General features: G+C 63.7%; 22 protein-coding genes. 18 read left to right on the forward strand and 4 right to left on the reverse strand.

The features are described 5' to 3' along the window. The first annotated feature begins 16 nt into the window (after positions 1 to 16). From O987_RS12140 to O987_RS12175, 6 genes are all read left to right on the forward strand, one after another. Positions 17 to 2,494: a TonB-dependent siderophore receptor gene (locus tag O987_RS12140; protein WP_235214367.1), complete on the forward strand. Its 2,478-nt coding sequence runs from the start codon at positions 17 to 19 to the stop codon at positions 2,492 to 2,494. Positions 2,495 to 2,996: 502 nt separating this feature from the next. Beyond that, positions 2,997 to 3,506, forward strand: a complete 510-nt coding sequence (gene radC, locus O987_RS12150) for a RadC family protein (protein ID WP_043372445.1) — start codon at positions 2,997 to 2,999, stop codon at positions 3,504 to 3,506. A 277-nt stretch (positions 3,507 to 3,783) separates the two neighbouring features. Then, positions 3,784 to 4,167, forward strand: coding sequence for a hypothetical protein (locus O987_RS12155; RefSeq protein ID WP_043154531.1), 384 nt, complete (start codon positions 3,784 to 3,786; stop codon positions 4,165 to 4,167). A 761-nt stretch (positions 4,168 to 4,928) separates the two neighbouring features. Next, the gene (locus O987_RS12165) at positions 4,929 to 6,953 is read left to right on the forward strand and encodes a ParB/RepB/Spo0J family partition protein (RefSeq protein ID WP_043372449.1); all 2,025 of its coding nucleotides are present in this window, start codon (positions 4,929 to 4,931) and stop codon (positions 6,951 to 6,953) included. Positions 6,954 to 7,764: 811 nt separating this feature from the next. Next, complete coding sequence (locus O987_RS12170) at positions 7,765 to 8,079, forward strand: DUF736 domain-containing protein (protein WP_034019509.1); 315 nt, start codon at positions 7,765 to 7,767, stop codon at positions 8,077 to 8,079. A 435-nt stretch (positions 8,080 to 8,514) separates the two neighbouring features. After that, complete coding sequence (locus O987_RS12175; RefSeq protein WP_043372453.1) at positions 8,515 to 9,471, forward strand: IS110 family transposase; 957 nt, start codon at positions 8,515 to 8,517, stop codon at positions 9,469 to 9,471. Positions 9,472 to 9,515: 44 nt separating this feature from the next. On the opposite strand, the gene chrA is transcribed toward O987_RS12175, so the two are convergent. The 3 genes from chrA to O987_RS12190 all read right to left on the reverse strand — a co-directional run bounded on the left by chrA (position 9,516) and on the right by O987_RS12190 (position 11,469). Beyond that, on the reverse strand, positions 9,516 to 10,745 hold the full coding sequence (gene chrA, locus O987_RS12180) for a chromate efflux transporter (RefSeq protein ID WP_043372455.1): 1,230 nt from the start codon (positions 10,743 to 10,745) through the stop codon (positions 9,516 to 9,518). Beyond that, complete coding sequence (locus tag O987_RS12185) at positions 10,742 to 11,044, reverse strand: PadR family transcriptional regulator (RefSeq protein WP_043372456.1); 303 nt, start codon at positions 11,042 to 11,044, stop codon at positions 10,742 to 10,744. Before O987_RS12185 ends, chrA begins: the two co-directional genes overlap by 4 nt. Positions 11,045 to 11,178: 134 nt before the next feature. Next, the gene (locus tag O987_RS12190; RefSeq protein WP_043376396.1) at positions 11,179 to 11,469 is read right to left on the reverse strand and encodes a helix-turn-helix domain-containing protein; all 291 of its coding nucleotides are present in this window, start codon (positions 11,467 to 11,469) and stop codon (positions 11,179 to 11,181) included. 296 nt (positions 11,470 to 11,765) lie between these two features. Here O987_RS12190 and O987_RS12195 point away from each other — a divergent pair, with 296 nt between their 5' ends. From O987_RS12195 to O987_RS29835, 10 genes are all read left to right on the forward strand, one after another. Next, the gene (locus O987_RS12195) at positions 11,766 to 12,116 is read left to right on the forward strand and encodes a DUF2958 domain-containing protein (RefSeq protein WP_043372458.1); all 351 of its coding nucleotides are present in this window, start codon (positions 11,766 to 11,768) and stop codon (positions 12,114 to 12,116) included. A gap of 343 nt (positions 12,117 to 12,459) precedes the next feature. Next, complete coding sequence (locus tag O987_RS12200) at positions 12,460 to 13,227, forward strand: DUF2285 domain-containing protein (RefSeq protein ID WP_043372459.1); 768 nt, start codon at positions 12,460 to 12,462, stop codon at positions 13,225 to 13,227. Positions 13,228 to 13,339: 112 nt separating this feature from the next. Continuing rightward, a complete protein-coding gene (locus O987_RS12205) occupies positions 13,340 to 13,624 on the forward strand; it encodes a helix-turn-helix transcriptional regulator (RefSeq protein WP_004883058.1) in 285 nt (94 codons plus the stop codon). Positions 13,625 to 13,638: 14 nt separating this feature from the next. Continuing rightward, a complete protein-coding gene (locus O987_RS12210) occupies positions 13,639 to 14,496 on the forward strand; it encodes a replication initiator protein A (protein ID WP_419177857.1) in 858 nt (285 codons plus the stop codon). A 265-nt stretch (positions 14,497 to 14,761) separates the two neighbouring features. Next, complete coding sequence (gene parA, locus O987_RS12215) at positions 14,762 to 15,400, forward strand: ParA family partition ATPase (RefSeq protein WP_043372464.1); 639 nt, start codon at positions 14,762 to 14,764, stop codon at positions 15,398 to 15,400. After that, positions 15,397 to 15,681 carry a hypothetical protein gene (locus O987_RS12220; RefSeq protein ID WP_043376397.1) on the forward strand — a complete coding sequence of 95 codons (285 nt, stop codon included), beginning with the start codon at positions 15,397 to 15,399 and terminating at the stop codon, positions 15,679 to 15,681. Before parA ends, O987_RS12220 begins: the two co-directional genes overlap by 4 nt. Next, positions 15,678 to 16,223: a DUF2840 domain-containing protein gene (locus O987_RS12225; RefSeq protein ID WP_043372466.1), complete on the forward strand. Its 546-nt coding sequence runs from the start codon at positions 15,678 to 15,680 to the stop codon at positions 16,221 to 16,223. The genes O987_RS12220 and O987_RS12225 overlap by 4 nt, the downstream gene beginning before the upstream one ends. Next, the gene (locus O987_RS12230) at positions 16,220 to 16,819 is read left to right on the forward strand and encodes a S26 family signal peptidase (RefSeq protein ID WP_043372468.1); all 600 of its coding nucleotides are present in this window, start codon (positions 16,220 to 16,222) and stop codon (positions 16,817 to 16,819) included. Before O987_RS12225 ends, O987_RS12230 begins: the two co-directional genes overlap by 4 nt. 460 nt (positions 16,820 to 17,279) lie before the next feature. After that, a complete protein-coding gene (locus O987_RS12235) occupies positions 17,280 to 19,262 on the forward strand; it encodes a relaxase/mobilization nuclease domain-containing protein (RefSeq protein ID WP_043372471.1) in 1,983 nt (660 codons plus the stop codon). Between the two features lie 452 nt (positions 19,263 to 19,714). Further along, complete coding sequence (locus O987_RS29835) at positions 19,715 to 19,822, forward strand: hypothetical protein (protein ID WP_419177860.1); 108 nt, start codon at positions 19,715 to 19,717, stop codon at positions 19,820 to 19,822. 114 nt (positions 19,823 to 19,936) lie between these two features. Here the strand turns inward: O987_RS29835 and O987_RS12245 are convergent, their stop codons facing one another. Then, positions 19,937 to 20,740 (reverse strand): outer membrane protein OmpK, encoded by an 804-nt coding sequence (locus tag O987_RS12245; RefSeq protein WP_080731513.1) that lies wholly within the window; start codon positions 20,738 to 20,740, stop codon positions 19,937 to 19,939. Positions 20,741 to 21,634: 894 nt separating this feature from the next. Here O987_RS12245 and O987_RS12250 point away from each other — a divergent pair. Both O987_RS12250 and O987_RS12255 read left to right on the forward strand, forming a co-directional pair. Further along, on the forward strand, positions 21,635 to 22,552 hold the full coding sequence (locus O987_RS12250) for an isopenicillin N synthase family dioxygenase (RefSeq protein ID WP_051962173.1): 918 nt from the start codon (positions 21,635 to 21,637) through the stop codon (positions 22,550 to 22,552). Between the two features lie 64 nt (positions 22,553 to 22,616). Next, on the forward strand, positions 22,617 to 23,588 hold the full coding sequence (locus O987_RS12255; protein ID WP_034046937.1) for a 2-oxoglutarate and iron-dependent oxygenase domain-containing protein: 972 nt from the start codon (positions 22,617 to 22,619) through the stop codon (positions 23,586 to 23,588). The last annotated feature ends 74 nt before the right edge of the window (positions 23,589 to 23,662 follow it).

Consider the following 23,662-nt stretch of genomic DNA (forward strand, 5'->3'; position numbering starts at 1 on the left):
TGGACAAGGGGAGGGGATGGCTGCGGGTTCGCATTGCGGCAGTCTGCGCAGCGTGGCTCTGGCCAGTGCCATGGCTTGTCTGGCCTGGTCAGGTCTGGCTGTGTTGCCGACGGCTCATGCCCAGAGCGCCAGCAGCCATACGGCCATGTCCACCTCGCACAGCCTGAGTGTGCCTGCCCAGCCCCTGGGACAGGCATTGAATGCATTGGCCCGCACCTGGGGGGTGTCGATTTCGGTCGACGCAGCCTTGGTGGAAGGCCGTACGGCGCCGGTGCTGCAAGGCGTTCAGACCTTGAACGAGGCGTTGGCAAAGGCGCTGACTGGGAGCGGGCTGGAAGCGGTCCCTGTCGGGGCGGCCATCACCGTGCGTCGCCACAGCAGCCAGACCGGCATGCTGGGCGAGGTGACGGTGACGGCCCAGGCTGAACGCGAAGCCACAGAGGGCAGTGGTTCGTATGCCGCCTCATATGTGTCCCTGGGCAAAGGGCAGGACATCCGGGAGACTCCACAGTCGATCTCGGTGGTGACGCGTCAGCGCATCGAAGATCAGGCCATGAGCAATGTGGGCGAAGTGATGCAGCAGACCACCGGCGTGACGGTGGACTATGGCGGTGCGGGTGGACTGGGTGGTGCGGCCACCAGGTTTCTGTCGCGAGGCTTCGAGATCAGCAATGTGCAGATCGACGGTGCCAGTGTGGACGCGTTCAGCCAGCAGCTGTTCGACCCCAATCTGGCCATGTATGACAGTGTGCAGGTGGTGCGCGGCGCCAATGGCCTGTTCAGCGGCAATGGGGAGCCCGGCGGTGCCATCAATCTGGTGCGCAAGCGTCCTACGGCGCAAAAGCAGATTCTGGGCTCGGTGGGCGTCGGCAGCTGGAATCGCAAACAGGCCGAGCTGGATGTTGCGGGTCCGTTGAATGAAGCAGGGAGCCTGCGTGGTCGTGCCGTGCTCGCGCATTCGGACAAGAACTTTTTCTATCGCGGAGCGGATTCGCAAAACAGCCTGCTCTACGGCATTCTGGAAGCCGATGTGACCAGCTCCACGCGTGTGAGCCTGGGAGCCAGCTACGACAAGCTCAAGGCCACTCCCTGGCGCGAAGGCCTGCCCCGTGCTGCCAATGGCGACGATCTGAAGCTGTCCCGCAAAACCGCGCTGATGGCGGGTTGGAGCCACTACGACAAGAGCGCCAAGGAGATTTTTGCGCAGCTCGACCAGCAACTGGCGGGGGACTGGAAGCTCAAGGCTCAAGTCAATTATCAGAAGGTGGACAGCGATTCACGGCTGGCCAGTCTCAGTGGAGCCGTTGACCCTGCAACAGGTCTTGGCGCCAACTGGACCGGCTTTTCCAACGACTTTCGTTCGGAGAAAAAAAGCCTGGATGTGCATGCCAGCGGCCCGTTCTCGTTGTTCGGCCGCAAGCACCGGTTGCTGCTCGGTGCGGACTGGAGCAAGGTGCGTGACGATCAGGACACTTACTACTCAGAGATGGACACGCCGCTTTCGCTGACCAATGTCTATGAGTTCGATCCTGGCCGGATTCCCTTTGCGGTGCGCGAACGCATGACGCGCAGCTATCCCGGCTACGGTGCCACGCAAAAAGGCTTCTATGGTCGTGCCAATCTGAGCCTGACGGATCAGCTCACCGCCATAGTCGGAGGGCGTTATGCCAGCTACTCCTACGACACGCCGTATATCAACTACAACGCCGACGGCAGTGTCCGGGCCAGCGGCCGCGAATACTACAGCGAAAGCGGCATCTTCACCCCCTATGCGGGCCTGGTCTACGACCTGGGCAAGCAGTGGACAGCCTACGGCAGTGTGACCGAGATCCACAAGTCGCAGGCCAATATGCTGGCAGGCCCTGTACCGGGGGCGGCGCTGGATCCGATCAAGGGCCGAAGTTTCGAGCTGGGCGTGAAGGGAGAGCTCGGCGAGGGCAAGCTCAATACTGCGTTTGCCCTCTACCGGATAGAGCGCAAGGGCCAGGCGGTGCGTGATCCGCGCTATCCGGAAGCCGATATCGGCAACCTGGGCCTGAGCTGCTGCTATGTGGCCCAGGGCAAGATCATCAGCCAGGGCCTGGACATGGAAGTCACCGGCCAGCTGGCGCAAGGCTGGCAGTTGTTTGCCGGCTATACATACAACCACAATCGCAACAAGACCGACCCGTCGCAGCTGGTCTATAGCTCCATCACGCCCAAGCACCTGTTCAAGCTCTGGAGCAGCTATCAGCTGCAGGGCCAGCACTCGCCCTGGACCGTTGGCGGCGGCGTGACGCTGCAAAGCGCCACCTATGTCAGCGGCACGGCCAACAGCTACAACCCGGCATCGGGCCAGTACGATGGCGATGCCGTTCCCTTCCGCTTCACTCAGGCCGGCTACGCCGTCTGGGGGGCCAGCGTGCAATACCGCATCAATCGCAACTGGTCGGCGGCACTCAATGTGCACAATCTGTTCGATAGTTTTGTCAAGCAGAATTTTCAAGCGACCTGATCGCCGGAAAGCCAGTCTCCATGCGGGTTTAGCGCCCGAGCCTCGCTGCCAAAGATGCCCTGCCTGTCTGGTCTAGGAGCCAGATAAGAGCCAAGGGAAAGAACGTCATCAGATAAGCATGGCGTGTTCCAGCGCAGCAGCTTCCCCAATTCTTTGCTTCCCCTTGATGCCAATGCTGACGTCCCGGCGTGCCGCCGTCGGGTTCGCGGGCTGCGCCCCGCGCTTCGTGCCGAATCGCGGCCATCCGGCTTTGACCCCTGACGCCTTCGGCCCTGGCGGGCCTGCGCGCTCCGCTTGCACAAAGGCGAGTGTGTGCATTGGGCGTGGGCGGGTGTAGGCGGTCTTGCTGTCCCCTTCACCGTATCACGGCGTTCTCGCCGTCAAGGGCTGCGCGTGCTTGCACGCTTGCGGCCTGGCGGCCGTCCTTGACCCCTGACTGCTTGCGCTGCGCCGTGCTCTCCACGGTTCCGGGCAATTCCGCCCGAGCAACCGGAGCACGATCATGTCGCAACTGTCCTTTTCCTCGTTCGATTCCTCGCTGATGGTGCGTGACGCACAGGGCCGCTACCTGCTGGCGACTGCCGAGCAGATTCTGGAGGCCGCGCGCCAGGCCATCGAGCGCAAGATGCAACGCGGTACGTCGTTCACGTCGCCGGCGGCGGTCAAGGAGTACCTGCGCGCCAAGCTGGCCGGCTTCGAGCATGAGGTGTTCGCGGTGCTGTTCATGGACACGCAACATCGGCTGATCGAATACGCCGAAATGTTCCGCGGCACCATCGACGGCGCATCGGTGTATCCGCGCGAGCTGGTCAAGGAGGCGCTGCGGCTCAACGCGGCGGCGGTCATCATTTCGCACAACCATCCGAGCGGCAATCCCGAGCCGAGCGGTGCCGACCGGGCGCTGACCCAGCGGCTCAAGGAGGCGCTGGGGCTGGTGGACGTGCGCGTGCTGGATCACGTCATCGTGGCGGGCACCGACACCACATCGTTTGCCGAACGTGGCCTGATCTGACGAAGGGGCTTCGGCCCCTTTTTGCTGCGCCCGGCGCGGGCTGGGCGAAAACGCTGCCTCGAAAATCCGAGACAGCGTTTCGGAAATTCATGGGCCTGCATGGAGGTATGGGGCGGTCTTGCTGTCCCCTTCACCGTATCACGGCGTTCTCGCCGTCAAGGGCTGCGCGTGCAAGCACGCTTGCGGCCTGGCGGCCGTCCTCGACCCCTGACTGCTTGCGCTGCGCCGTGCTGGCGACGGTTCCGGGCAATTCCGCCCGTGAAACTGGAGAATCGTCATGAACGACAAATCGCACGTTTCCCTCGAACAACACGTTTGCCTGGTCTGCGGCGCTCGCTTCGACACCGGCGCGATCCTGCTGGACAAGCGCCTGCGCGCAAGCATGGAGCGCCACACGGCGACAGGCTGGGGCTTGTGCCCTGAACACCAGAAGCTGTCCGACGATGGCTTTGTCGCGCTGGTCGAATGCGACCCGCAGCGCAGCGGCTCGCAGGCCAGCGGCCGCATGAAGCCCGAACAGGCATACCGCACGGGCCGCCTGGCGCACCTGAAACGCGAGGTGTTCGCCGATGTGTTCAACGTGCCGATCGAGGACAAGCAGCCATGCGTGTTCGTTGAACCCGGCGTGATTGAGCAGTTGCAAGCGATGACTGCGCACTGATCGCACGGCGACCATCCGGCGCGTTGTCCTTCGGGGCGACGCGCCTTTTTTTCTGCTGCGCCCGGTGCCGATGCCTTCGCGCCTACGGCGCTGCGCGCTTCGCTTGCACTCCAGGGGAAGGCCATGCGGCCATCCCCGCCGCGCTGCGCTTGGCGCCCCTCGATACCGCCGCCCCGGCTGCGCCGGCGCGGCAACCCTTGCGCACCAGCGGCATTTCATCCTGGGCATCCAGCCCATGCTGTCCATCGTTGATGGCATGAGCGTCCCCGGCCAAGAAACATGGCCGGTCGCGCTGTCGTGCTTCGCATCGGGCCTCGCTGCGCGAGTCTCGCCCCTGGCGGGCTTCCATCGTTCCCTCGCTCCGCTCGGCTGACGCCTTCGGCCCGGATTCCTCGATCCGTGCCTGCGCGCTTCGCTTGCGTGCGGTTCGGCACACAGGGACGGCCGTTGCCATGTCCAGCCGTCTCCCCTGACTTCATCACCTTGTCCGCGACCGTAGCCCGCTCCCGTGTGCCGTCAAGGCGCGCAGGGCCGTGTCCTCGGCTGCGCCTGCGGGCCGCACCAACCCCGCGCTTGTTTCCTTGACGGCCCCCGTCCGCGCGCTCCTTTGGCCGCGGGCGATGAACTCAGGAAAGACGGTGGCAACAGGGCCAACCGGGTTCTTCGTGCCAACCGCACAGAACAGCCGAAAGGCTGGGCTCCGAATCTAGGAATTCGGTGTGCGGCTTGAACAGCAAACCCTTTTCGTTAGGAGAAAGACCATGAGCGCCGTTCTGAAAACCGAAATCCATGCCATCGAAACCGCCGTGCCGCTGGAAGTGGCCGACCCGACCAAGAACCTGATTTTGGTTCCGCTGTCGCGTCTGGTGTCGCGTCCTGCTGGCCCCAACGTGCGCAAGACCCCGCGCATGTCCATCCCCGAACTGGCCGCATCTATCCAGCGTGTCGGCCTGCTGCAAAACCTCATCGTCATTGCTGCCGCCGATGGCGAGCATTACGAAGTCGTGGCCGGTGGCCGCAGGCTGGCCGCGTTGAAGCTGCTGGCGAAGAAGCGCCGCATCAGCAAGGAATGGGAAGTGCCTTGCCTGCTGGTGGCCGATGGCACCGCCCGCACGGCCAGCCTCACCGAGAACGTGCAGCGCGAAGCCATGCACCCCGCCGACCAGTTCGAGGCATTCGCCGCGCTGGTGGCCGAAGGCCGACCCATCGAGGACATAGCGGCAGATTTCAGCGTGTCCCCGCTGGTGTTGCAGCGCCGCTTGAAGCTGGCGAACGTGTCACCCCGCCTGCTGGCCGAGTACCGCGCCGAAGCCGTGACGCTCGATCAGTTGATGGCCCTTGCCATCACCGACGACCACGCCGCGCAGGAAACCGCGTTCTACGACGCGCCGACGTGGCAGCGCAACCCCTCGCAATTGCGCGACCGCCTCACCGAGCGCGAGATTGACGCATACCGGCATCCGCTGGTGCGTTTCGTGGGGCTGGACACCTACGAAGCCGCAGGCGGCGGCATCCGCCGCGACCTGTTCGCGGAAAGTGATGCGGGCGTGTATCTGACCGATGCCACGCTGCTGGAACGGCTGGCGCAAGACAAGCTGGCGGGCATCGCTGCCGAGGTGAAGGCCGAAGGCTGGGCGCGGGTGGATGCCACCCCCGCCGTGACCCACGCCGACCTGCACGCCTTCCAGCGTGCGCCGAGGGAACGCCGCGAACCGAACAAGCGCGAAGCGCAGCGCATCGAGAAGCTGCAAACCAAGATGCACGAACTGGCCGCCGCCGTGGATGACGCGCTGGATGCCGAGGACGAGGAAAAGGCCGATGCCTTGCAGGAAGAAGGCGAAGCCGTGGGCCAACAATTGCAGGCGCTGGAAGATGGATTGAAGGACTACAGCGCGACCGCGAAGGCCGCAGCCGGTGCCATCGTCACCATCGACCGCAGCGGCGAAGCCGTGATTCATCGCGGGCTGATGCGCGAAGCCGAAGCCAAGGCGCTGCGCACGCTGGAACGCTTGCGGCAGGGTTTCGGCAGCGAAAGCGAAGCCGGGAACGACGACGAAGGCGAGGACGGAGACAGCGAAGGGCAGCCCAAGACCGCCGCCATGTCCGACAAGCTGGCGCAGCGGTTGAGCGCCCATCGCACCGCCGCGCTGCAAATCGAAGTCGCCCGGCATCCGCAAGTGTCGCTGGCCGCGCTGGTGCATGGCATGGTGCAGACCGTCTTGCAGGGCAGCCACTACGGCCACGACTTGCCGCTGGGCGTAAGCCTGAAAGTGCAAGACCGGCTGGAAGGCATCGCCCCGGACATACCGGATTCGCCCGCCGCCTTGGCGTTGCGCGAGTTGCAGCAGGTAGCAGGCGAAGGCTTGCCGGAGGACAGCGCCGAACTGTTCGCCGTGCTGCTGGCGAAGTCGCAAGATGAACTGGTGCGCCTGCTGGCGGTATGCGTGGCCGTCACGGTGGACGTGGTGACACCCCGCACCACGCAGCAGCAACCGGGCGCGGAACTGGCGCAGGCCGTGGGGCTGGACATGGCAGCATGGTGGAAGCCCACCAATGAGGGTTATTTCCGGCATGTGCCGAAGGCCGCGATTCTGGAAGCCGTGGAGCAGTACGCCCCGGCGCACGTCACACGGCTGGCGGATGGCACCGGCTGGATGCCTGCCATCTTCAAGACCGAAGGCACCGACGACACCACGGCGCAGGATGCGCCGCAGGCCGTGACGGATGACGAACCGGAAGCCACCGACAACGACGACGAGCAGCAGGTCCACGCGCTTGCCGCCTGATCTTCACCACCACCGGGCGCCCCGGTTCCGGCCGGGGCGCTTTGCTGTTCCATCAGCATCAGCCCCAGGCCGTACCGCCCTGGTGCCGATGGTCAAAATCCGGGCGCGGCGGTGGCCGCACCCGGTTTCAAGGCCCGAAGCCAGAACGCCCCTTCGCCGCCTTCGGGCAGGCTGCGAAGGGGCGGCGCACAAGTGGCCTTGTGCGCGGGAAACCCTCGAAGCCCATAGGTGCGTCGGCGCACAGCGCCGACGACATTCCGAACGCGCCCCGCCGCAATAGGCGGGGCTTGTGGGGCTACGCCCCGGCTTGCTGCCGCAGGTTGCGCGAAAGTGTGCCGTCCTCGACGCTGGAAGTTCGTCGCCTGTACGTCACGAAGGACGGTTCACCGACACGCCGCCCGGCCCTGCAATGGAGCTTCCAGGCCACGCCTCACGCAAGAGGCCGCCTGCTACGTCAGGGGCGCTTGCGCCCTTGTCGCCGGGTGTTGTCCTTGCCCGTGTCAGGGCGCAGGCCGGTGAAGCCGTTACGCGGGGATGCCGAGTCGGCCATGTCTCCATTCGGGAGTGGGCGGCCAGTACGTCCTTGTGTTGTTGTGAATCCTGGCGGTGGCTGGGCTTCATGGCCGCAACCTTCCAGCGAAAACAATTTCCCCTGCGCTGCGCGCATTCCTCGCGGGACAAATTCTTTTCGCTTTCAGGTTCTCCACGTTGTTGCGACCGCTGCGCGGTGCGGCCAGCCCATCCCCCGCCGGGCGGATCACAACAAGGACGCACTGGCGCGACCTTGTTCAACCCGAAAGGAGAAATCATCATGGCAAACATCGGCACCTTCACCGCAGAGAAAGACGGCTTCACCGGCCAGCTCCGCACCCTGACCCTCAACGTCAAGGTCAAGCTCGTTCCCAACGATAAGGGCGAGAACGAAAGCGCCCCGGACTTCCGCCTGCAAGCGGCCGGCCACGACTTCGGCGCGGCGTGGAAGAAAACCAGCGAGGCCGGGCGGGATTACCTGTCGGTGGCCATCGACGATCCTTCATTCCCGGCGACGGTCTATGCCCGTCTGATCGAAGGCGAGAACGGCACACATGACCTGATCTGGTCGCGCAGCAAGCCCAAGGCAGCCTGACGGCCGCCAACCGCACCCCGCCCAGTGCGGCGGGGCGCGATGCTGCCGATCGCAGCATCGCACGCACAGGGTTCCGGCGATCGCCCCATGCCCGGCATCGCATCGGTGATGGCCAATGGCTCGAAGCCCATGGCAGCGGGAACAGCATGGCGTGTCGGCGCGTTGCGCCGCCGGGCTTTCGGGCTGCGCCCCATGCCGCCAATGGCGTCATGTCCATTCGGCTTCAATCCCTTGTATCTTTGAAGTGCGTGTTCGGCAGTGCCGTCACGCCCGGACCTGTCAGGGTTCGGGGTTGGCCGCAGCATGTAGCCCGTCATCCCTCGGTGCCTCTCGAGCCCGTGCGTGAGTCCTGGGCGCATGCTTGCGCCCGATCTCTGAAAGCCCGAACAGTTGCGTGAACGCCGTTCGCATTTGCAAGGAAGGGACGCAGGGATCATGGCCAATCAAGTCGCAGTCGGAATCGACATCTCCAAGAAGACCATGGATGTAGCCATTGGGCACGAGCAGTCCACGGCAATATTCAGCAACGATGGCGCCGGGCATCAAGCGTTGATCGAGGTGCTGAAGAGCCATCAGGTCTCGCTGATCGTGATGGAAGCGACCGGGCAGTACCAACTGGCCTGTGCCTGCGCGCTCCAGGCTGCGGGGTTTGCCGTCGTCGTCATCAACCCTCGGCAAGCCCGGGACTTCGCCAAGGCCATGGGGCGATTGGTCAAGACCGACAGCGTGGATGCCAGGATGCTGGCGGAATTGGCCCAGGTGCTGAATCTGCGGCCTGATCGAGATCGCTTCATCAAGCCAATGCCAGACCAAGCGCAGCAGTATCTGCATGCGTTGGTACTTCGGCGTCGACAGTTGGTGCGCTTGCTGGTCAGCGAGCGCCAACGCAAACACATGGCGCACGCGGAGGTGGTGCAGGATATTGCGGAACTGATGGATATGCTCTCGACTCAGCTTGAGACGCTGGATCGGAAGATTGCGGAACACCTGGCCCAGCACCAATCCAATCTGGCCGCCTTGCTCAAGAGCGTCAAGGGCGTTGGCCCGGCGACGGCTGCGACGCTGATTTCCGAGCTGCCGGAGCTAGGCCAACTCAAGGCCAAGCAGATCTGCGCGCTGGTGGGGGTCGCACCGATGAACCGGGACTCGGGCCAGGCGCGCGGCAAACGCATCATTTGCGGCGGACGGGCCACGGTCAGGAGTGCGTTGTACATGGCCGCCATCGTCGCCATGCGCTACAACGCCGTGATACGGCAGTGCTATGAGCGCCTGCTGGCGGCTGGCAAGCCGAAGAAAGTGGCTATCGTGGCATGCATGCGCAAGCTGTTGGTCATCATGAACGCCATGGTCAAAACCGGGCAGCCATGGAATGAGCCGCTTGCACCGGCATGACTTTCTAGATGGTGGCGGTGTCCCTATGTCCTGGCGCCTGGGCTTCAGATACCCATCGCCATGACCCAGCCCGCGAGCCCGGCCAGCAGCACCACGAGCGCTGGCGGCACACGTCCCACCGTCAGCAGCCCGAACGAGAGCAGTGCCAGCCCGAAATCCGCCTTGCCGTGGATAGCGCTCGTCCACACCGGGTCGTACAGCGCGGACACCAGGATGCCGACCACGCCGGCATTGATGCCCGCCATGGCCGTCTGGATGCCCGCGCGGTGGCGCAGTCCTTCCCAGAACGGCAGCGCACCGACCAGCACGAAGAAGGCCGGCAGGAAGATGGTGCCCAGCAGTGCCAGACCACCGATCCAGCCATGCAGCGGCCCCTGTGCGACGGCGCCGAGATAGGCCGAGAACGTGAACAGCGGCCCCGGCACGGCCTGCGCCGCACCGTAGCCGGCTAGGAAGTCGGCGTTGCTCACGATGCCGCTGGGCACCACGGCGGCTTGCAGCAGCGGCAGCACGACGTGCCCGCCACCAAAGACCAGTGCGCCGGAGCGGTACACGCCTTCTAGCAGCGCGATCGTGGATGAGCCCGTGGCTGCCGCCCATAGGGGTAGCCCGACGAGCGGTGCGGCGAACAGCAGCAGTGCCACGATGCCCAGCTTGCGCGAGACGGGGTAACTGTGGGCTCGGCCGCCGCCGGGTTGCGCGATCTTCAATGTCCACCAGCCCAACAGTCCTGTCATTGCAATGGCGGCAAGCTGGCCTGCAGCCGAGGGCAGGATCATGGTCAGCAGCGCCGCCAGAATGGCTAGGGCAGCACGCGGCCGATCCGGGCACAGTGACTTGGCCATTCCCCAGACAGCTTGCGCCACGATGGCCACGGCTACCACCTTGAGCCCATGCACCCAGCCCGACTGGGCCAGCCCCTGGTACTCCGCGATGCCGAAGGCGAACAGGATCAGCGCAATCGCCGACGGCAAGGTGAATCCCGCCCAGGCCGCCAGCAGGCCCAGCCAGCCCGCGCGGCCCAGCCCCAGCGCCATGCCTACCTGGCTGCTGGCTGGGCCCGGCAGGAATTGGCACAGGGCGACCAGATCGGAGTAGCTGCGGTCATCCAGCCAGTGGCGGCGCTCGACAAACTCCGAGCGGAAATAGCCCAGGTGCGCGATCGGCCCGCCGAAGGAGGTCAGCCCCAGCTTGAGGAAGGCGCCAAAGACTTCGACGGGTGAGCCGCGCGCGGCTGCGGCCTCATGCTGCAAGGTGTTGGTGGAATCTGTCATTTGTGCATTGCCTCCCCGGTGAACTCCCAGATGCGTTCCTTGGCCAGCGCCAAGCCTTCCATGCCCTTGGGCGTGATCGTGTAGAGCTTGCGCACGGTGCGCCCTTCACGCTCCTGGCGGGAGACGAGGTAGCCGTCGCGCTCCATCTTGTGCAGCATCGGGTACAGCGTTCCTGGGGAGAGGCGATAGCCGTGGTGGGCCAGTTCGTCGATCATCCACTGCCCATAGATCTCCTGCTCGGCCGCGTGGTGCAGCACGTGCAGGCGGATCAGCCCCGACAGCAGGTCGTGGTGCTCCATGGCGCGGGGTGTTGGTTTTTCTTTCATATCGAATAACGATAACGAAATTCGATATTATCACGATGCGCTGTCTTGACTTTTAAGACAGGTGCTCACGCCTTCGCGCCTAGCGGCGCTGCGCGCTCCGCTTGCGGCTATGGCTCGGATGCCGCGACCTGGCTTTCCGTTGCAGCCATCAGCACCGCCGTACTGCAATCGAGTGCGCGCGCGATCTTGAAGATGATTGCGAGCGTGGGCATGTGTTCGCCACGCTCGACCTTACCCATGTGCGAACGCTCGATGCCAGCCTGGTACGCCAGCGATTCCTGCGCAATCCCCCGTTCCATCCGTAGCGCGCGCACCGCCGCGCCGAAGGCTTGCGCCAGTTCGGCATCGAAGGTGGTAACGCCGGCCGGTCGGCCTAGCTGAACGGATCGCTTCTGCATAGACAGAAGCGTCGAATCGAAGGACAATTAAAACCACGTTATCTTTAACTCATTGACGAAAAAACGCTGTTCCGTGCTTTTACGGAAATCCGTATCTACGGGTTCCGACAGAACCGGGGAATCGCATCCGTGTCTTTCCGGCTTCCTACAATTCCGCTTCTGCGCTTGCGTGCTTCTACGGATGCGATGGCTTGCGCATCCGTGCTTCCCCACGAAAGCACGAAGACGGTTCGGCGGTTCCGTGCTTCGACGCAGAAGCGCATCCGCGCATCCTCGGTTTCGTGGAGGTTCCTGCCATGACCTTGCCACTTGTCACCACCGACGAACGCGCCCGGCTGCTGGCCCACGGCGCGGCGCTTGCCGCTGGCCAGCGCCTCGACCCGCTGCCCGTGGTGCGGCTGTTCACCCCGGACGCGCATGTGACCTGGCTGCTGGTGTCGCTCGACCCTGCGGATGGCGATACCGCCTATGGCCTGATCGACCTCGGCATCGGCATGCCTGCGCTAGGGACGGTCAAGCTCTCCGACCTGGCCGGCATCGCCGGCCCGCGCAAGCTGCCGGTGCGACGGGATCGCTATTTCCAGGCGCTGCGCCCGCTGTCGGAGTACGTCCGGCTGGCGCAGGAGAACGGCGCGATCACGGACTGATGAAGGCCAGCGCAGCCCGGCCAGCCGGGGCGCATTGTGACTATTTCAGTCTTACCCAAGACCTGCACGGTCTGGATCGGCATCTTTGCACCGAAGCGGTGCGACCCTGCTGCAAACAGTCATGATCTTTTGCGCGGTCTGCGCCACGGTATCCGGTGCCGCGCACCATTTCCGGGTGGCGCAGCCGTCGCATTCAGACGATTTCCGCAACGCGCAGGAGCCAAACGGTCTTGACACCGATAGTTACAGCTTAACCGTTTTTGATGATGACCTGATGGCATTTCGATAGCTCCCGCATCGCGGAAATCGTGGCGACGCACCCCGAACACTGGGAGGTTTCGCCATGACTGATCGCAGCGCCGAACACTGGTATCCGACAGCGGCTTATCTCTATGTCCTGCACCTTGATGGCCCTGCGCTGGCCTGGGAATACTTACGCCGAAATCCCGGCTATCGGCTCGACTGGCTACGCCGTCGTCGCCGGCCGGACGCAGCGCAGGAGTGGGGCCTGCGCCTGCTGGAAGATCCGGCCCTGGATGCGCGTGACGCGCATCCGGCCTGGTTCCCCGATCACGATGCCGTGGTGCAGCTCTACCCCGATGCCGACCCGCCGCCCAAAGCTCATGCCTTCGAGTTCTGGCGTGTCCCTGGCCGCAAGCAACTGATCCACGACGGCAAGCGCCTGGTGCTGGTGTCGCACTGGCCCGGCTGCTGCCTGCGGCTCGCGCTTGCGCCGAGCCTGGAAGACGGCATGGCCTACCTCTACGCCACCCGCGCCTGCGCCACGCCCTGCGCGCGCTATCGCACGCTTGCGGCCGAGCTGGACGCCTTGGCCGTGGCAACGGTTGCCGCGCCTGCGGCGGCGGCCCGTTCCCGGCCCACGACAGCCGCGGTGCTGGAGCTGCACACCTTGCAGGCGCTCGACGCGACCCTGGCGGGCGCGTCCTTGCGCGAAGTCGCCGAAGGGTTGTTTGGCGCGGATGCGGTCGCGGCCGATTGGCACAAGGACAGCGCCTTGCGTGCCCGCGTGCGGCGGCTGGTACGCCGTGGCGAGGCGCTGATGCGCGGCGGCTATCGCCGCCTGGCGCAGCTTCCGCCGCCGTTGCAGTAGGGGGGGACGTTTCGCGTCCCCCGCAGATCGTCCCTTAGCAAGCAGCCTCGCTTTCTCGAAAGTGCCTCTATCCGGCCGCGTGGTGTGGCCGGGCTTGATGGAGGTACATCCCATGCGACCCGCTCCCTTGCGGCCTGCCGCCGCTGCTGTCGCTGCGCCTGCGCAGCCCCAACGCTACCTGACCAACGACGAAGCCGCCGAATACCTGCGCCTGTCGCCGCGCACGCTGGAGAAACAGCGCGTGATCGGCGGCGGCCCGAAGTTCCGCAAGTTCGGCCGCCGCGTCATGTACGCGGTGTCCGACCTCGACGCCTGGGCCGACCAGCGCAGCTACGAAGCGACTTCCGACCCGGAATACGCCGAACGCCACGCGGGCGATTATCGTGATGGTCGCTGATCGCTGGCGCGTGGGTGGCCGTCGCCATGTCCAGCCCGCCAGGGCAAGCCTTGCCGCAGCGCGAACAGCTCGAGCTGTTCCGCGCTCTGCCGGGCGACATGGCACCCCGCGACAGCCAGGACTTGATGGCCTTTCCGTTCTTCTCGCTGGCGAAGTCGCGGCGTACCGCGCCGATCGACTTCCGCGCCGGCGGCATCACCATTCGCGTGGAGGGTACGCAGGAGCACGGCATCGCAACGATATGGGATGCCGACCTGCTGATTTGGGCCGCCTCGCAGATCGTGGAGGCGCGCGACGCGGGCTTGCGCCCGTCGCGCTGGATATGCGCCACGCCCTACGAAATCCTGCGATTCATCGGGCGCGGCACGTCCTTGAACGACTACCTGCGGCTGAAAGCCGCGCTCGACCGGCTGCAATCGACCACGGTGGCCACGTCCATCCGCGAAACCACGGGAAGGCGACTGCATCGTTTCTCGTGGATCAACGAGTGGAAGGAACTGGCCGATGCCAGCGGCGTGCCGCTGGGCATCGAACTGATCCTGCCGGACTGGTTCTATGCGGGCGTGCTCGACGCCGCCTTGGTGCTGACCATCGACCCGGCGTATTTCCGCTTGAAGGGCGGCATCGAACGCTGGCTGTACCGCCTGGTGCGCAAGCACGGCGGCAAGCAGCCGGACGGCTGGCAATTCGACTTCCGGCACCTGCACCGCAAATCGGGCAGCGCGGCGCGCTTCTCCGATTTCGCCTACGACCTGCGCGCCCTGGTGGCGCGGCAGTCGTTGCCCGGCTACGTCCTGGGCATCGAGCGGATGCCGGACGACGGAACGGAGCTGCTGACGTTCCGGCCCGTGCTGCACACGGCACGGGGATAACTGCGGGAAAACTTGTGAATAGCCTCGTGCTATCAGGAGTACCGGGTATCGTGCTATCAGGAGTACGCCTATCGTGCTATCAGGAGTACGAAAACGCCGGAAAGCCAATAACGGCGCGGGTTTGCGGCCCCTCTAACTTACCTAACAAGAAATACATAACTTTTAGTAGAAGCGCGCCGTTTCGGTGGACAACCACCCAACGGCACGGCGAACCGCGTTTTGCACGGCAGGCAAAGCCCGGCTTTCCAGCAGGGAGGGCCGCGCCATGATCCTCGCTCTGCTCAACCAGAAAGGCGGTGTCGGCAAGACGACGCTCGCCACGCACATCGCGGGTGAACTGGCGCTTCGCGGCCAGCATGTCGTCCTGCTCGATGCTGACCCGCAGGGTTCCTCGCTGGACTGGACGCAGCGCAGAAGCCAGCAAGGCTTGCCACGGCTGTTCAGCGCCGTGGGCCTCGCCCGCGAAACGCTGCATCAGGAAGCGCCGGAGCTGGCCCGCCGCGCCGATCATGTCGTCATCGACGGGCCGCCGCGCATCGCCGCCCTGGCGCGCTCCGCGCTGCTGGCGGCCGAGCGCGTGCTGATCCCGGTGCAGCCCAGCCCCTACGACCTTTGGGCCAGCTCGGAAATGGTTTCGCTGATCCGCGAGGCGCAGGTGTTCCGGCCTGCGCTGCGCGCGGCCTTCGTCATCAACCGGCGCGTCAGCGCCACCATCATCGGCCGCGAGGCGCGGCAATCGCTGGCCGAACAGCCGCTGCCCGCGCTGCGTTCGGAGGTGCATCAGCGCATCGTCTTCGCCGACAGCGTGGCCGCTGGCCGGCTCGCACGCGAGACAGCGCCCGACAGTGCCGCTGCCCGCGAAATCACCGCCCTGGTGGACGAACTGCTGCGGTGGCCGACATGACAGCGAAGCAGCCACCCAACAGCAAACGCACGGGCAAGCGCGTCGGCATCGGCGCACGTCCGCCCGCGAATCCGCACGCCGAGGCGTGGATTCGCCAGGGCGATGCTGATGCGCTGGGCAAAGGCGACCTCTACACCGCGCGCCTGACCCTCGACATTACGCCCGCCATGCGGGCGCGCATCAAGGTGTCGGCCTTCACGCAAGGCGTGACCGTGGCCGACTTGCTGCGAGGCCTGCTGGAGCGGGAGTTTCCCGAGCACCGCAGGGAGAACACACCATGACCGCATCCGCTTTGCCTGCCGCGAACGCGGCACCGGCTGCGCCGTTGCCTGCGCTTTCGGCACTCGCCGGACAGGCCGGCAACGTGCCGCTGACGCGCGTTTCGCTGGCCTACCTCGAACATCGCTTCAAGCTCTACCTGCGCTTCGGCGAACCGGTGCGCACGCTCCAGCTCGACCGCTGGCGGCGCTGCGCGGTGTTCCTGCCGGGCGCGATGCTCTGCCGCATCCGCTGGCAGGCCAACGACTACGGCACGATCCGCTGGCAGCTCATGGTGATGCAGGCTTGCACACCGCTGGACGCCGCACAGCGCATCCCCGGTGTGCAGCCGGGCGCGCGCCTGCTACTGCACGCCGGAGGCGATGCCAACGTGCGCGCCGTGCTGGAGCGCATCGACGGCATCGAGGCGCTGGGCATCGCCGCCATCGACGTGTCGCCCGCGTACTGGCGCACGCTGGGCAACCGTCTTGCGGCTCGCCTTGCGCTGCCCGAATACACCGCCGAGCGGCATACCGCCTGGCTGGCCGGGAAGGTGCTGCCATGACGGCCCCGACCACCACGGCCAACGCGCCCGCCGTACCGCCGCGTCCTCGCTCACGCCTGCGCGCTCGCATCGTGCTGGCGACACTGGCCGCCATCGGCTTCGCTGCGCTGGCCTGGGCGGCCTTCGTGTCGCCGCTGCCGCGTCTGACCTACAACCCGTCCGACAGCGTGGCGGTCGGCTGGTATCGCATCGACCCGTTCGACCCGCGCACCGCCTCGCTGCCACGTCCTTTGTCCGTGGACAGCATCGTGCTGGTGCCGCTTCCGGCCACGGCCGCCGCGCTCGCTGCGCAGCGCGGCTACCTGCCGGTGCGCGTGCCGCTGCTCAAACGTGTGGGCGCGGTCGCGCCACAACACGTCTGCATCGTCGCCGGTCAGGTACGCATCGACGGCGTGCCTTCGGCCGCCGTGCTGCCCGCCGACCGGCTGGGCCGGGCGCTGCCGTCCTTGCAGCTTTGCCGCCGCCTTGAACCGGGCGAACTGTTCCTGTTGAGCGTGACGAATCCGGCATCGTTCGACAGCCGCTATTTCGGCCCGGTCAGCGCATCCGCTGTGATCGGCGTTGCGCACCCGGTCTGGCTGGAGACACGCCCGTGATGGTCGCCGATTCGCTGCGCTCCGGCGTGCCATCGGGCATGTCGTTCTCGCTGCTGTTGCCGTGTCGTCGCGCCTGCCGTGCCGGTGCCAATCCTGCGAATTGGGCACCGCACGTCGCGCTGCCTTCGGCGCGGCCGTCCAACGTGCAGGCGTCTTGCCTCGAACGCGCCCGACCTGCGGCCTTCATCGCGTCGATTCGCGCGTTCGCCGGCGCGCTGGCTGCTCACGCAGCAGCGCCGCCGGGCCGACGGTGCCTGGAGCGACAGCGGAAGGCAAAGGCGGAAGGCAAGACAAAAGGACGCGGCACCGGGCCGCGTCGAAAGCCTGTCTGCACATGGGGGTGGCGCGGCACGGAGCGGCTTCGCCGCCGTGCCGCGTGGGGCGCGAGGCCCGCGCCAATGCAGGCATGCCCGCGTGCTTCGCACGACCGGGCACGCCAGAGCTTGCAGGGAGAACGGCGATGACTGACCGCCGCGATGACGATTTCCGCGTGCGCCCCAGCGCCCCGAAGAACCGGGGCAAGGGCCAGGGGCAGAGCTTCGTTTCCAAGGTGCTCAAGCAGGCCGGCAAAGCCAGCAGCGGCAAGTCGGCGGTGCGCCGTCCTGGGGCGGCAGGCACCGGCCAGCGGCCCGGCTCGCGCCTGGGACGCGGCCATACGGCGGCGCGCTTCGCCGGGGCGAAGCTAACGCCCATGTCGCGGCGCGTGACCATCAAGACGCTGCTGGTCAATCACCAGCGGGCCAGTCCGCAATCGCTCGCCAAGCACCTGCGCTATGTTGAGCGCGACGGCGCGGGCCGCGATGGCGAACCGGGCCGGGCCTACGGGCCGCAGGCTGATGAAGCCGACCTGGACGGCTTCAAGGAACGCTGCGCCGACGACCGGCACCATTTCCGCTTCATCGTTTCCCCGGAAGACGGCGTGGAACTGGACGACCTGCGCGGCTACACCCGGCATTTGATGAACCGCATGGAAGCCGACCTGGGCACGCGGCTGGATTGGGTGGCGGTCGATCACTGGAACACCGACAACCCGCACACCCACCTGATCGTGCGCGGGCGCGATGACACCGGCAAAGACCTCATCATCGCGGGCGACTACATCGCCCACGGTTTCCGCCATCGGGCTGCCGAACTGGCAACGGAATGGCTGGGGCCGCGTACCGAACTGGAGATCCAGCAGACCTTGGGGCGCGAGGTGGAGCAGGAGCGATGGACGAGTCTGGATCGCACCTTGCAACGCGAGGCCGGCGAGGATGGCCGGGTGCATGTCGAACGGTTCAACGAACCCCGCTTGCAGCGCCAACGCCTGCTGCTGATCGGCCGCCTGCAACGCTTGCAGCGCCTGGGCCTGGCCGACGAAGTGCAGCCCGGCACCTGGGCCGTCCATGCCGATGCCGAGAAGACCTTGCGCGCCCTGGGCGAACGCGGCGACATCATCCGCACCATGCAGCGGGCCATGAGCGGCCAGCCGCGCGAACTGGCGGTGTTCGAGCCGGGCGACGATGGCCGTACCGTCATCGGCCGCGTCGCCGCGAAGGGGCTGGCCGAAGAGTTGCACGACCGGGGCTATCTGGTCATCGACGGCACGGATGGCAAGGCGCACTACGTCACGCTGAACGCCCGCGACGAGTTGGCGAACTATCCCAAGGGCGCGGTGGTGGAAGTGAAGGGTTCGGCCGACGTGCGCGCCGCCGATAAGAACATCGTCGCGCTGGCGAGCGATGGCCTGTACCGCACCGATCATCACCTGGCCATCGAACAGGGCCGGGCCAAGCCCGGACGTGACCCGCAGGAGGTTGTCGCCGCCCATGTCCGGCGGCTGGAAGCCTTGCGCCGAGCCGGCATCGTGGAGCGCGTGGCCGAAGGGCTATGGAAGGTGCCGGACGAACTGGCCGAGCGTGGCCGCCAGTACGACGCGCAGCGGCTGGGCGGCATTGCCGTGGAACTGAAATCGCACTTGCCCATCGAGCGGCAGGCCCGCGTCATCGGCGCAACCTGGCTTGACCAGCAATTGATCGGCGGCGGCCGAGGGCTGGGCGACCTGGGCTTTGGCGGCGATGCGAAGCAGGCCATGCAGCAGCGCGCCGACTTCCTGGCCGAACAGGGACTGGCGGAGCGGCGCGGTCAGCGCGTGATCCTGGCGCGCAACCTGCTGGGCACGCTGCGCAACCGGGAACTGGCGCAGGCCGCGAAGGACATTGCCGCTGATACCGGCCTGGAGCATCGCCCCGTGGCCGACGGGCAGCGTGTGGCCGGCATCTACCGGCGCTCCGTCATGCTTGCCAGCGGACGCTACGCAATGCTTGATGACGGCATGGGATTCAGTCTGGTGCCGTGGCGGCCGGTGATCGAACAGCGGCTGGGGCAGCAGATTGCCGCGACGGTGCGCGGCGGTGGCGTGTCATGGGAAATTGGGCGGCAACGAGAGTCGTCAATCAATTGAACGGCTACGGATGCGCTGGGCTAGTAGTGCGTTCCGTGGTGGTTCAGGTACAACTTTTTCAGGTAAGTACCTGGCCGAGCGTAGCCGCCAGTACGACGTCCAACGCCTGGGTGGCGTAGCGATGTAACTGAAATTGCACCGACCCATCGAGTTGCAGGCCAGTGTCACCGGCGCCACCTAGCTTGACCAGCAACTAATCGGCGGTGGCCGCGGATTGGGCGACCTAGCTCTGGTGGTGACGCCAAGGCAGGCTATGCAGCCGCCCGCCGACTTCCTTAAAGAACAGGGGCAGGCCGCCAAGGACATTGCCACTGAAGCCGGCTTGGAGCAACCCCCAATAGCCGACGGGCAGCGTGTAGCGGGCATCTACCATCACAGCGCCAAGCTCGCCAGCCGGCGCTGCGCGATGCTCAACGATGACAGGGGAGTTTAGCCTGGTGCCGTGGAAGCCGATGATCGAGCAGCGCTTGGGGCAGCAACTCGCCGCGACGGTGCGCCCTGGAAGGGTGTCATGGCATGTCAAATTGCAGCGTGGCGTCTCAATTTTATATAAGAAATGATGCCTTAGCCCCACTTTGAATCGTCTTTCTGTAGCAGATATCAAGCATCGCGAGATGCTTAGGTCTTCGGCATCAATCTCAAAAATCTTATTAACGCTACATGAATGCCCCCAGTTACAGCGTCCAGTTAATCACAAACTGAGGAACTCTTTCGGTATTGGCGCTATTACCAAATTTATTCTTCCAGTATTGATATTCGATTCCCATGTATACACTGTCGGGCTTTCCCCAGAAGTTTCCAACGTCCAATTTCAGCTGAATCTGCGTCAGGACTTGCTGGCTACAGCTTCCATGAGCCCCAATGATATCCATGTAACCATCAAAGACGAATCGAAAGTCCCCCATGCGAATGGGAGCGCTCCAATACGGCGTGATCTGATATGTGGTTGAGTTCCTACCGCACAACTTGCCTCCACCGAAGCCACTGTATGTTCCGACATCTCTAAAGGCAGCAATGTCGACGTTGAAGTAAGAGAACTTCGGCACGTCGAGTTCAACTCCGAGTCCATACGTAAGCACTTTCGGATTCGAACCAAAAGCGCTGTTTTTGCTACCGAAGTTGTAGCCCGCGTTAAGATTGGCATCCTTGATGAAGCCAAATGAAAAATCTTTTTTCAAGGCCTTGGAAAGACTGAGGTATACACTCCCCTCGCTATACAACTCACTATACCCGGCGTCTTTGCTGTCTGATTTTGCCATCGAAAGAAAGTAGTAGGAGCGACCCCAGCCAAATCCACTTACGTTCTCGAATTGCAATATATCTTTTGAAAACTTCGGGCCGCCTGTAGATCCGTTGTCGTTATAGCTGCTGCCTCGGCGATACTCAAAATTACTTGTGCTCCAGTCGGCAGACATTGCTGACGTGGCCGACATGGCAACCGCCATTCCAACAGTTCCTACTAACGAATTGAACTTCATTTGACCTCCAGGGTGGGTGATTCTTGATTGAACTCCTCGCAGAGTCCAAGCTTTGGTAGAGAGTTGATTTGGAGCGCGCCCTGGAAGGACTGTATTTCTCACCTCCTCGAAGTGGATAGATAAGTAGCCTCAAACCTCCGGTGAAAATATGGAACGCACCACTGGCGTGCCATTTCTTTCACCCCTCCCTGTTGTGGTGCAGGAGCAAGCGAATTTGCTGGTTTTTGGTGCGCAAGCATCAATGAACGCTTGAACTTCAGATCTGTCGCTTAGGATTTTTTAAGTTCACAATTGCGACTGACGAAAATTGAGTGGGGTCAGTAGAAACATCTCCGTCACTTCGGAGAAGGCGCGCACCAGTTGCGAACAAACCAATGGCTGGTTCGACGCTAAGCCGGGCCTAACCTACTAATGCTTGATGGGCTCGCGTGAGCAGATGCTTGCTGCAGTGGCATCGCTGATGGGTGTGGCCCATGCCCACTAGACTGCCGGGAGAAGGCGCGTGCACGACATACGCCGCTGTAACCGTTGATCTTGTTGGAACGAAGATCATGCAAGGTTGCGGGCGTTCGGGGGGAGGCGGACGGGCGCGAGAACGGCGGTTACAGCGACAAGCTAGAACTACGGCGGCAAAGGGAACTCTGCCATAAAACGACACCGCGCCAGCGATGAACAGGATCACACACGGAACCGCCTTCCGTTCCAAATCTGGAACATGATGTTCCCGCCGGACGCTCCTCAATCCGGCCTCCCACGCCTATATTTACATCATGTTATGCAACAAGGGCCCATCCCTGCTTGCCAAGGCGAGGTTCGGGCAAGTGTGAAATTCCTTTGACCGGTGTTTGAAATGATCATCTATAGCCCCCCGCTGCAGCCAAGTTTGTTCCCGTTATCGACCTGGCCGACACCTTTTCCAATAATGCTGAAGCCAAGCGTGCTGTTGCGTGGGAAATTCACAAGGCCTGTCGAGACATAGGTTTCTTCTATATCAAGAACCACGGCATCCCTGAAGGCATGCTTCAAGCACAAATTGAATGTGCACGTCGTTTCTTCAGCCTTCCCCAGAGCGAGAAGGATGAAATTGCGTTGAGCCACTCGCCAACAATGCGCGGATATGAGCCCATGGCTTTGCAGACTCTGGACGAAGGATCGAAGCCAGACATCAAGGAAGGCTTCTATGCCAGCGTCGATAGCAGCCAGTCCTATGTAACCAATGGTGCGTATGACAGCCTCAATCAATGGCCAAAAAGCTATCCGGAGATGCGGGTGCAAGTAGAGGCGTATATTCAGGCGATGACCGGCTTGGGCAAGCATCTGCTGGGCATGTTGGCTCTTTCGCTGGAGCTGCCTGAAAACTACTTCGCTGAAGGAGTTGAACGGCCAATGATCACTAACCGGTTGCTGCACTATCCGCCGCAGCCCCGCGTTGGCGATGGCAACCAGATCGGTGCAGGAGCCCATACCGACTGGGGCATGATCACCATGCTCCTGCAGGATGACGTCGGTGGCCTAGAGGTGCGCAATGCGGACGGCGAATGGATTCGTGCGCCCCATATCCCTAACACCTTCATCATCAACCTGGGCGACATGGTGCCGGTGCTCACCCGCGGGATCTATCGCTCCAACATGCACCGCGTCCTCAACCTCAATCCCGAGCTGCACCGTTATTCGGTTCCAACGTTCTTCGATCCCAATTTTTTCTACCGCATCACACCTCCAGACGGGTTGCCTGCTGACGAATCCTTGCCCGCAGCCTCTCGTACCGTGGGCGAGCACATGGCCGCCATGATGGAAAAAACATACGCGTGATATTGGGCCCCCGGCCAGCTACGGACACTTTTCGCAATATCGCCTAAAACAGTGAGACTTCATCATGGAAACATTGCCAATCATTGATATCAGCCCGCTCTATCAGAATGACCGGGCAGCCTGGAAAAGGGTTGCAGATCAGATCGACGAAGCGTGCTGCACTTGGGGATTTTTCTACATTAAGGGCCACCCCATCGCTGAATCGCGCATCGAGGAATTGTTGGCCGCCGGCCAGAGTTTCTTCAAGCTGCCCTTGGAGGAGAAGCTCAAGATTGATATCACCAAGAGCGTCAGCCATACAGGGTACGGCGCTATTGCTGCCGAGCAGTTGGATCCGAGCCAGCCGGGCGATCACAAGGAAACCTTTGACATGAGTTTCCACCTGCCGGCTGATCATCCGGACGTTGTGGCCGGTAAGCCGTTGCGTGGCCCCAACCGCCATCCCGACCTACCGGGCTGGCAGGAATTATGGGAGCAGCACTATCAGGATATGCACGATCTGGGCCTCACGCTCTTGAAAGCCATTGCGATTGCGCTTGGCACGGACGAGGATTTTTTTGCGAAGCGGTTTGCCGAGCCCATCAGCGCCTTGCGCATGATTCACTATCCGCCACGAGAAGGCGCTGCCAACGCAAGCAAAGGTGCGGGCGAGCATACCGACTATGGGTGCGTCACATTGCTCTACCAGGATCCGGTCGGCGGTCTGCAAGTGCGCAATCTGGAAGGTGAGTGGCTGGATGCGCCGTTCATTCCTGGGACATTCGTCGTCAACATCGGCGACATGATGGCCCGTTGGAGCAACGATCGCTACAAATCCACTCCTCATCGGGTAGTCAGCCCGGAGGGCAAGGATCGCTATTCCATTCCGTTCTTCGCCGAGCCCAACCCGAACACTGTTATTGATTGCCTGCCTGGCTGTTTTGACGAGAGCAATCCGCTCAAGTACGAAACCACGACGTGCATCGACTACATGCTCTGGCGTTTTTCCGAAACCTATTCGCATCGCGGTACGGACGAGCAGACAACGGCTGCCTGAATCGCCATAGGCGTTGCGAGATAAGGATCTCGTCCGCACCTATTCGATGTAAATCCGCAACGCACGGTAACGAC

Origin of the sequence: Comamonas testosteroni TK102, from assembly GCF_000739375.1 — a bacterium.
Classification (GTDB): domain Bacteria; phylum Pseudomonadota; class Gammaproteobacteria; order Burkholderiales; family Burkholderiaceae_C; genus Comamonas; species Comamonas brasiliensis.

Coding starts and splice junctions, on each gene's coding strand:
- O987_RS12140 (WP_235214367.1), top strand. CDS start 17: ATGGCTGCGGGTTCGCATTGCGGCAGTCTGCGCAGCGTGGCTCTGGCC.
- radC (WP_043372445.1), top strand. CDS start 2,997: ATGTCGCAACTGTCCTTTTCCTCGTTCGATTCCTCGCTGATGGTGCGT.
- O987_RS12155 (WP_043154531.1), top strand. CDS start 3,784: ATGAACGACAAATCGCACGTTTCCCTCGAACAACACGTTTGCCTGGTC.
- O987_RS12165 (WP_043372449.1), top strand. CDS start 4,929: ATGAGCGCCGTTCTGAAAACCGAAATCCATGCCATCGAAACCGCCGTG.
- O987_RS12170 (WP_034019509.1), top strand. CDS start 7,765: ATGGCAAACATCGGCACCTTCACCGCAGAGAAAGACGGCTTCACCGGC.
- O987_RS12175 (WP_043372453.1), top strand. CDS start 8,515: ATGGCCAATCAAGTCGCAGTCGGAATCGACATCTCCAAGAAGACCATG.
- chrA (WP_043372455.1), bottom strand. CDS start 10,745: ATGACAGATTCCACCAACACCTTGCAGCATGAGGCCGCAGCCGCGCGC.
- O987_RS12185 (WP_043372456.1), bottom strand. CDS start 11,044: ATGGAGCACCACGACCTGCTGTCGGGGCTGATCCGCCTGCACGTGCTG.
- O987_RS12190 (WP_043376396.1), bottom strand. CDS start 11,469: ATGCAGAAGCGATCCGTTCAGCTAGGCCGACCGGCCGGCGTTACCACC.
- O987_RS12195 (WP_043372458.1), top strand. CDS start 11,766: ATGACCTTGCCACTTGTCACCACCGACGAACGCGCCCGGCTGCTGGCC.
- O987_RS12200 (WP_043372459.1), top strand. CDS start 12,460: ATGACTGATCGCAGCGCCGAACACTGGTATCCGACAGCGGCTTATCTC.
- O987_RS12205 (WP_004883058.1), top strand. CDS start 13,340: ATGCGACCCGCTCCCTTGCGGCCTGCCGCCGCTGCTGTCGCTGCGCCT.
- parA (WP_043372464.1), top strand. CDS start 14,762: ATGATCCTCGCTCTGCTCAACCAGAAAGGCGGTGTCGGCAAGACGACG.
- O987_RS12220 (WP_043376397.1), top strand. CDS start 15,397: ATGACAGCGAAGCAGCCACCCAACAGCAAACGCACGGGCAAGCGCGTC.
- O987_RS12225 (WP_043372466.1), top strand. CDS start 15,678: ATGACCGCATCCGCTTTGCCTGCCGCGAACGCGGCACCGGCTGCGCCG.
- O987_RS12230 (WP_043372468.1), top strand. CDS start 16,220: ATGACGGCCCCGACCACCACGGCCAACGCGCCCGCCGTACCGCCGCGT.
- O987_RS12235 (WP_043372471.1), top strand. CDS start 17,280: ATGACTGACCGCCGCGATGACGATTTCCGCGTGCGCCCCAGCGCCCCG.
- O987_RS29835 (WP_419177860.1), top strand. CDS start 19,715: ATGATCGAGCAGCGCTTGGGGCAGCAACTCGCCGCGACGGTGCGCCCT.
- O987_RS12245 (WP_080731513.1), bottom strand. CDS start 20,740: ATGAAGTTCAATTCGTTAGTAGGAACTGTTGGAATGGCGGTTGCCATG.
- O987_RS12255 (WP_034046937.1), top strand. CDS start 22,617: ATGGAAACATTGCCAATCATTGATATCAGCCCGCTCTATCAGAATGAC.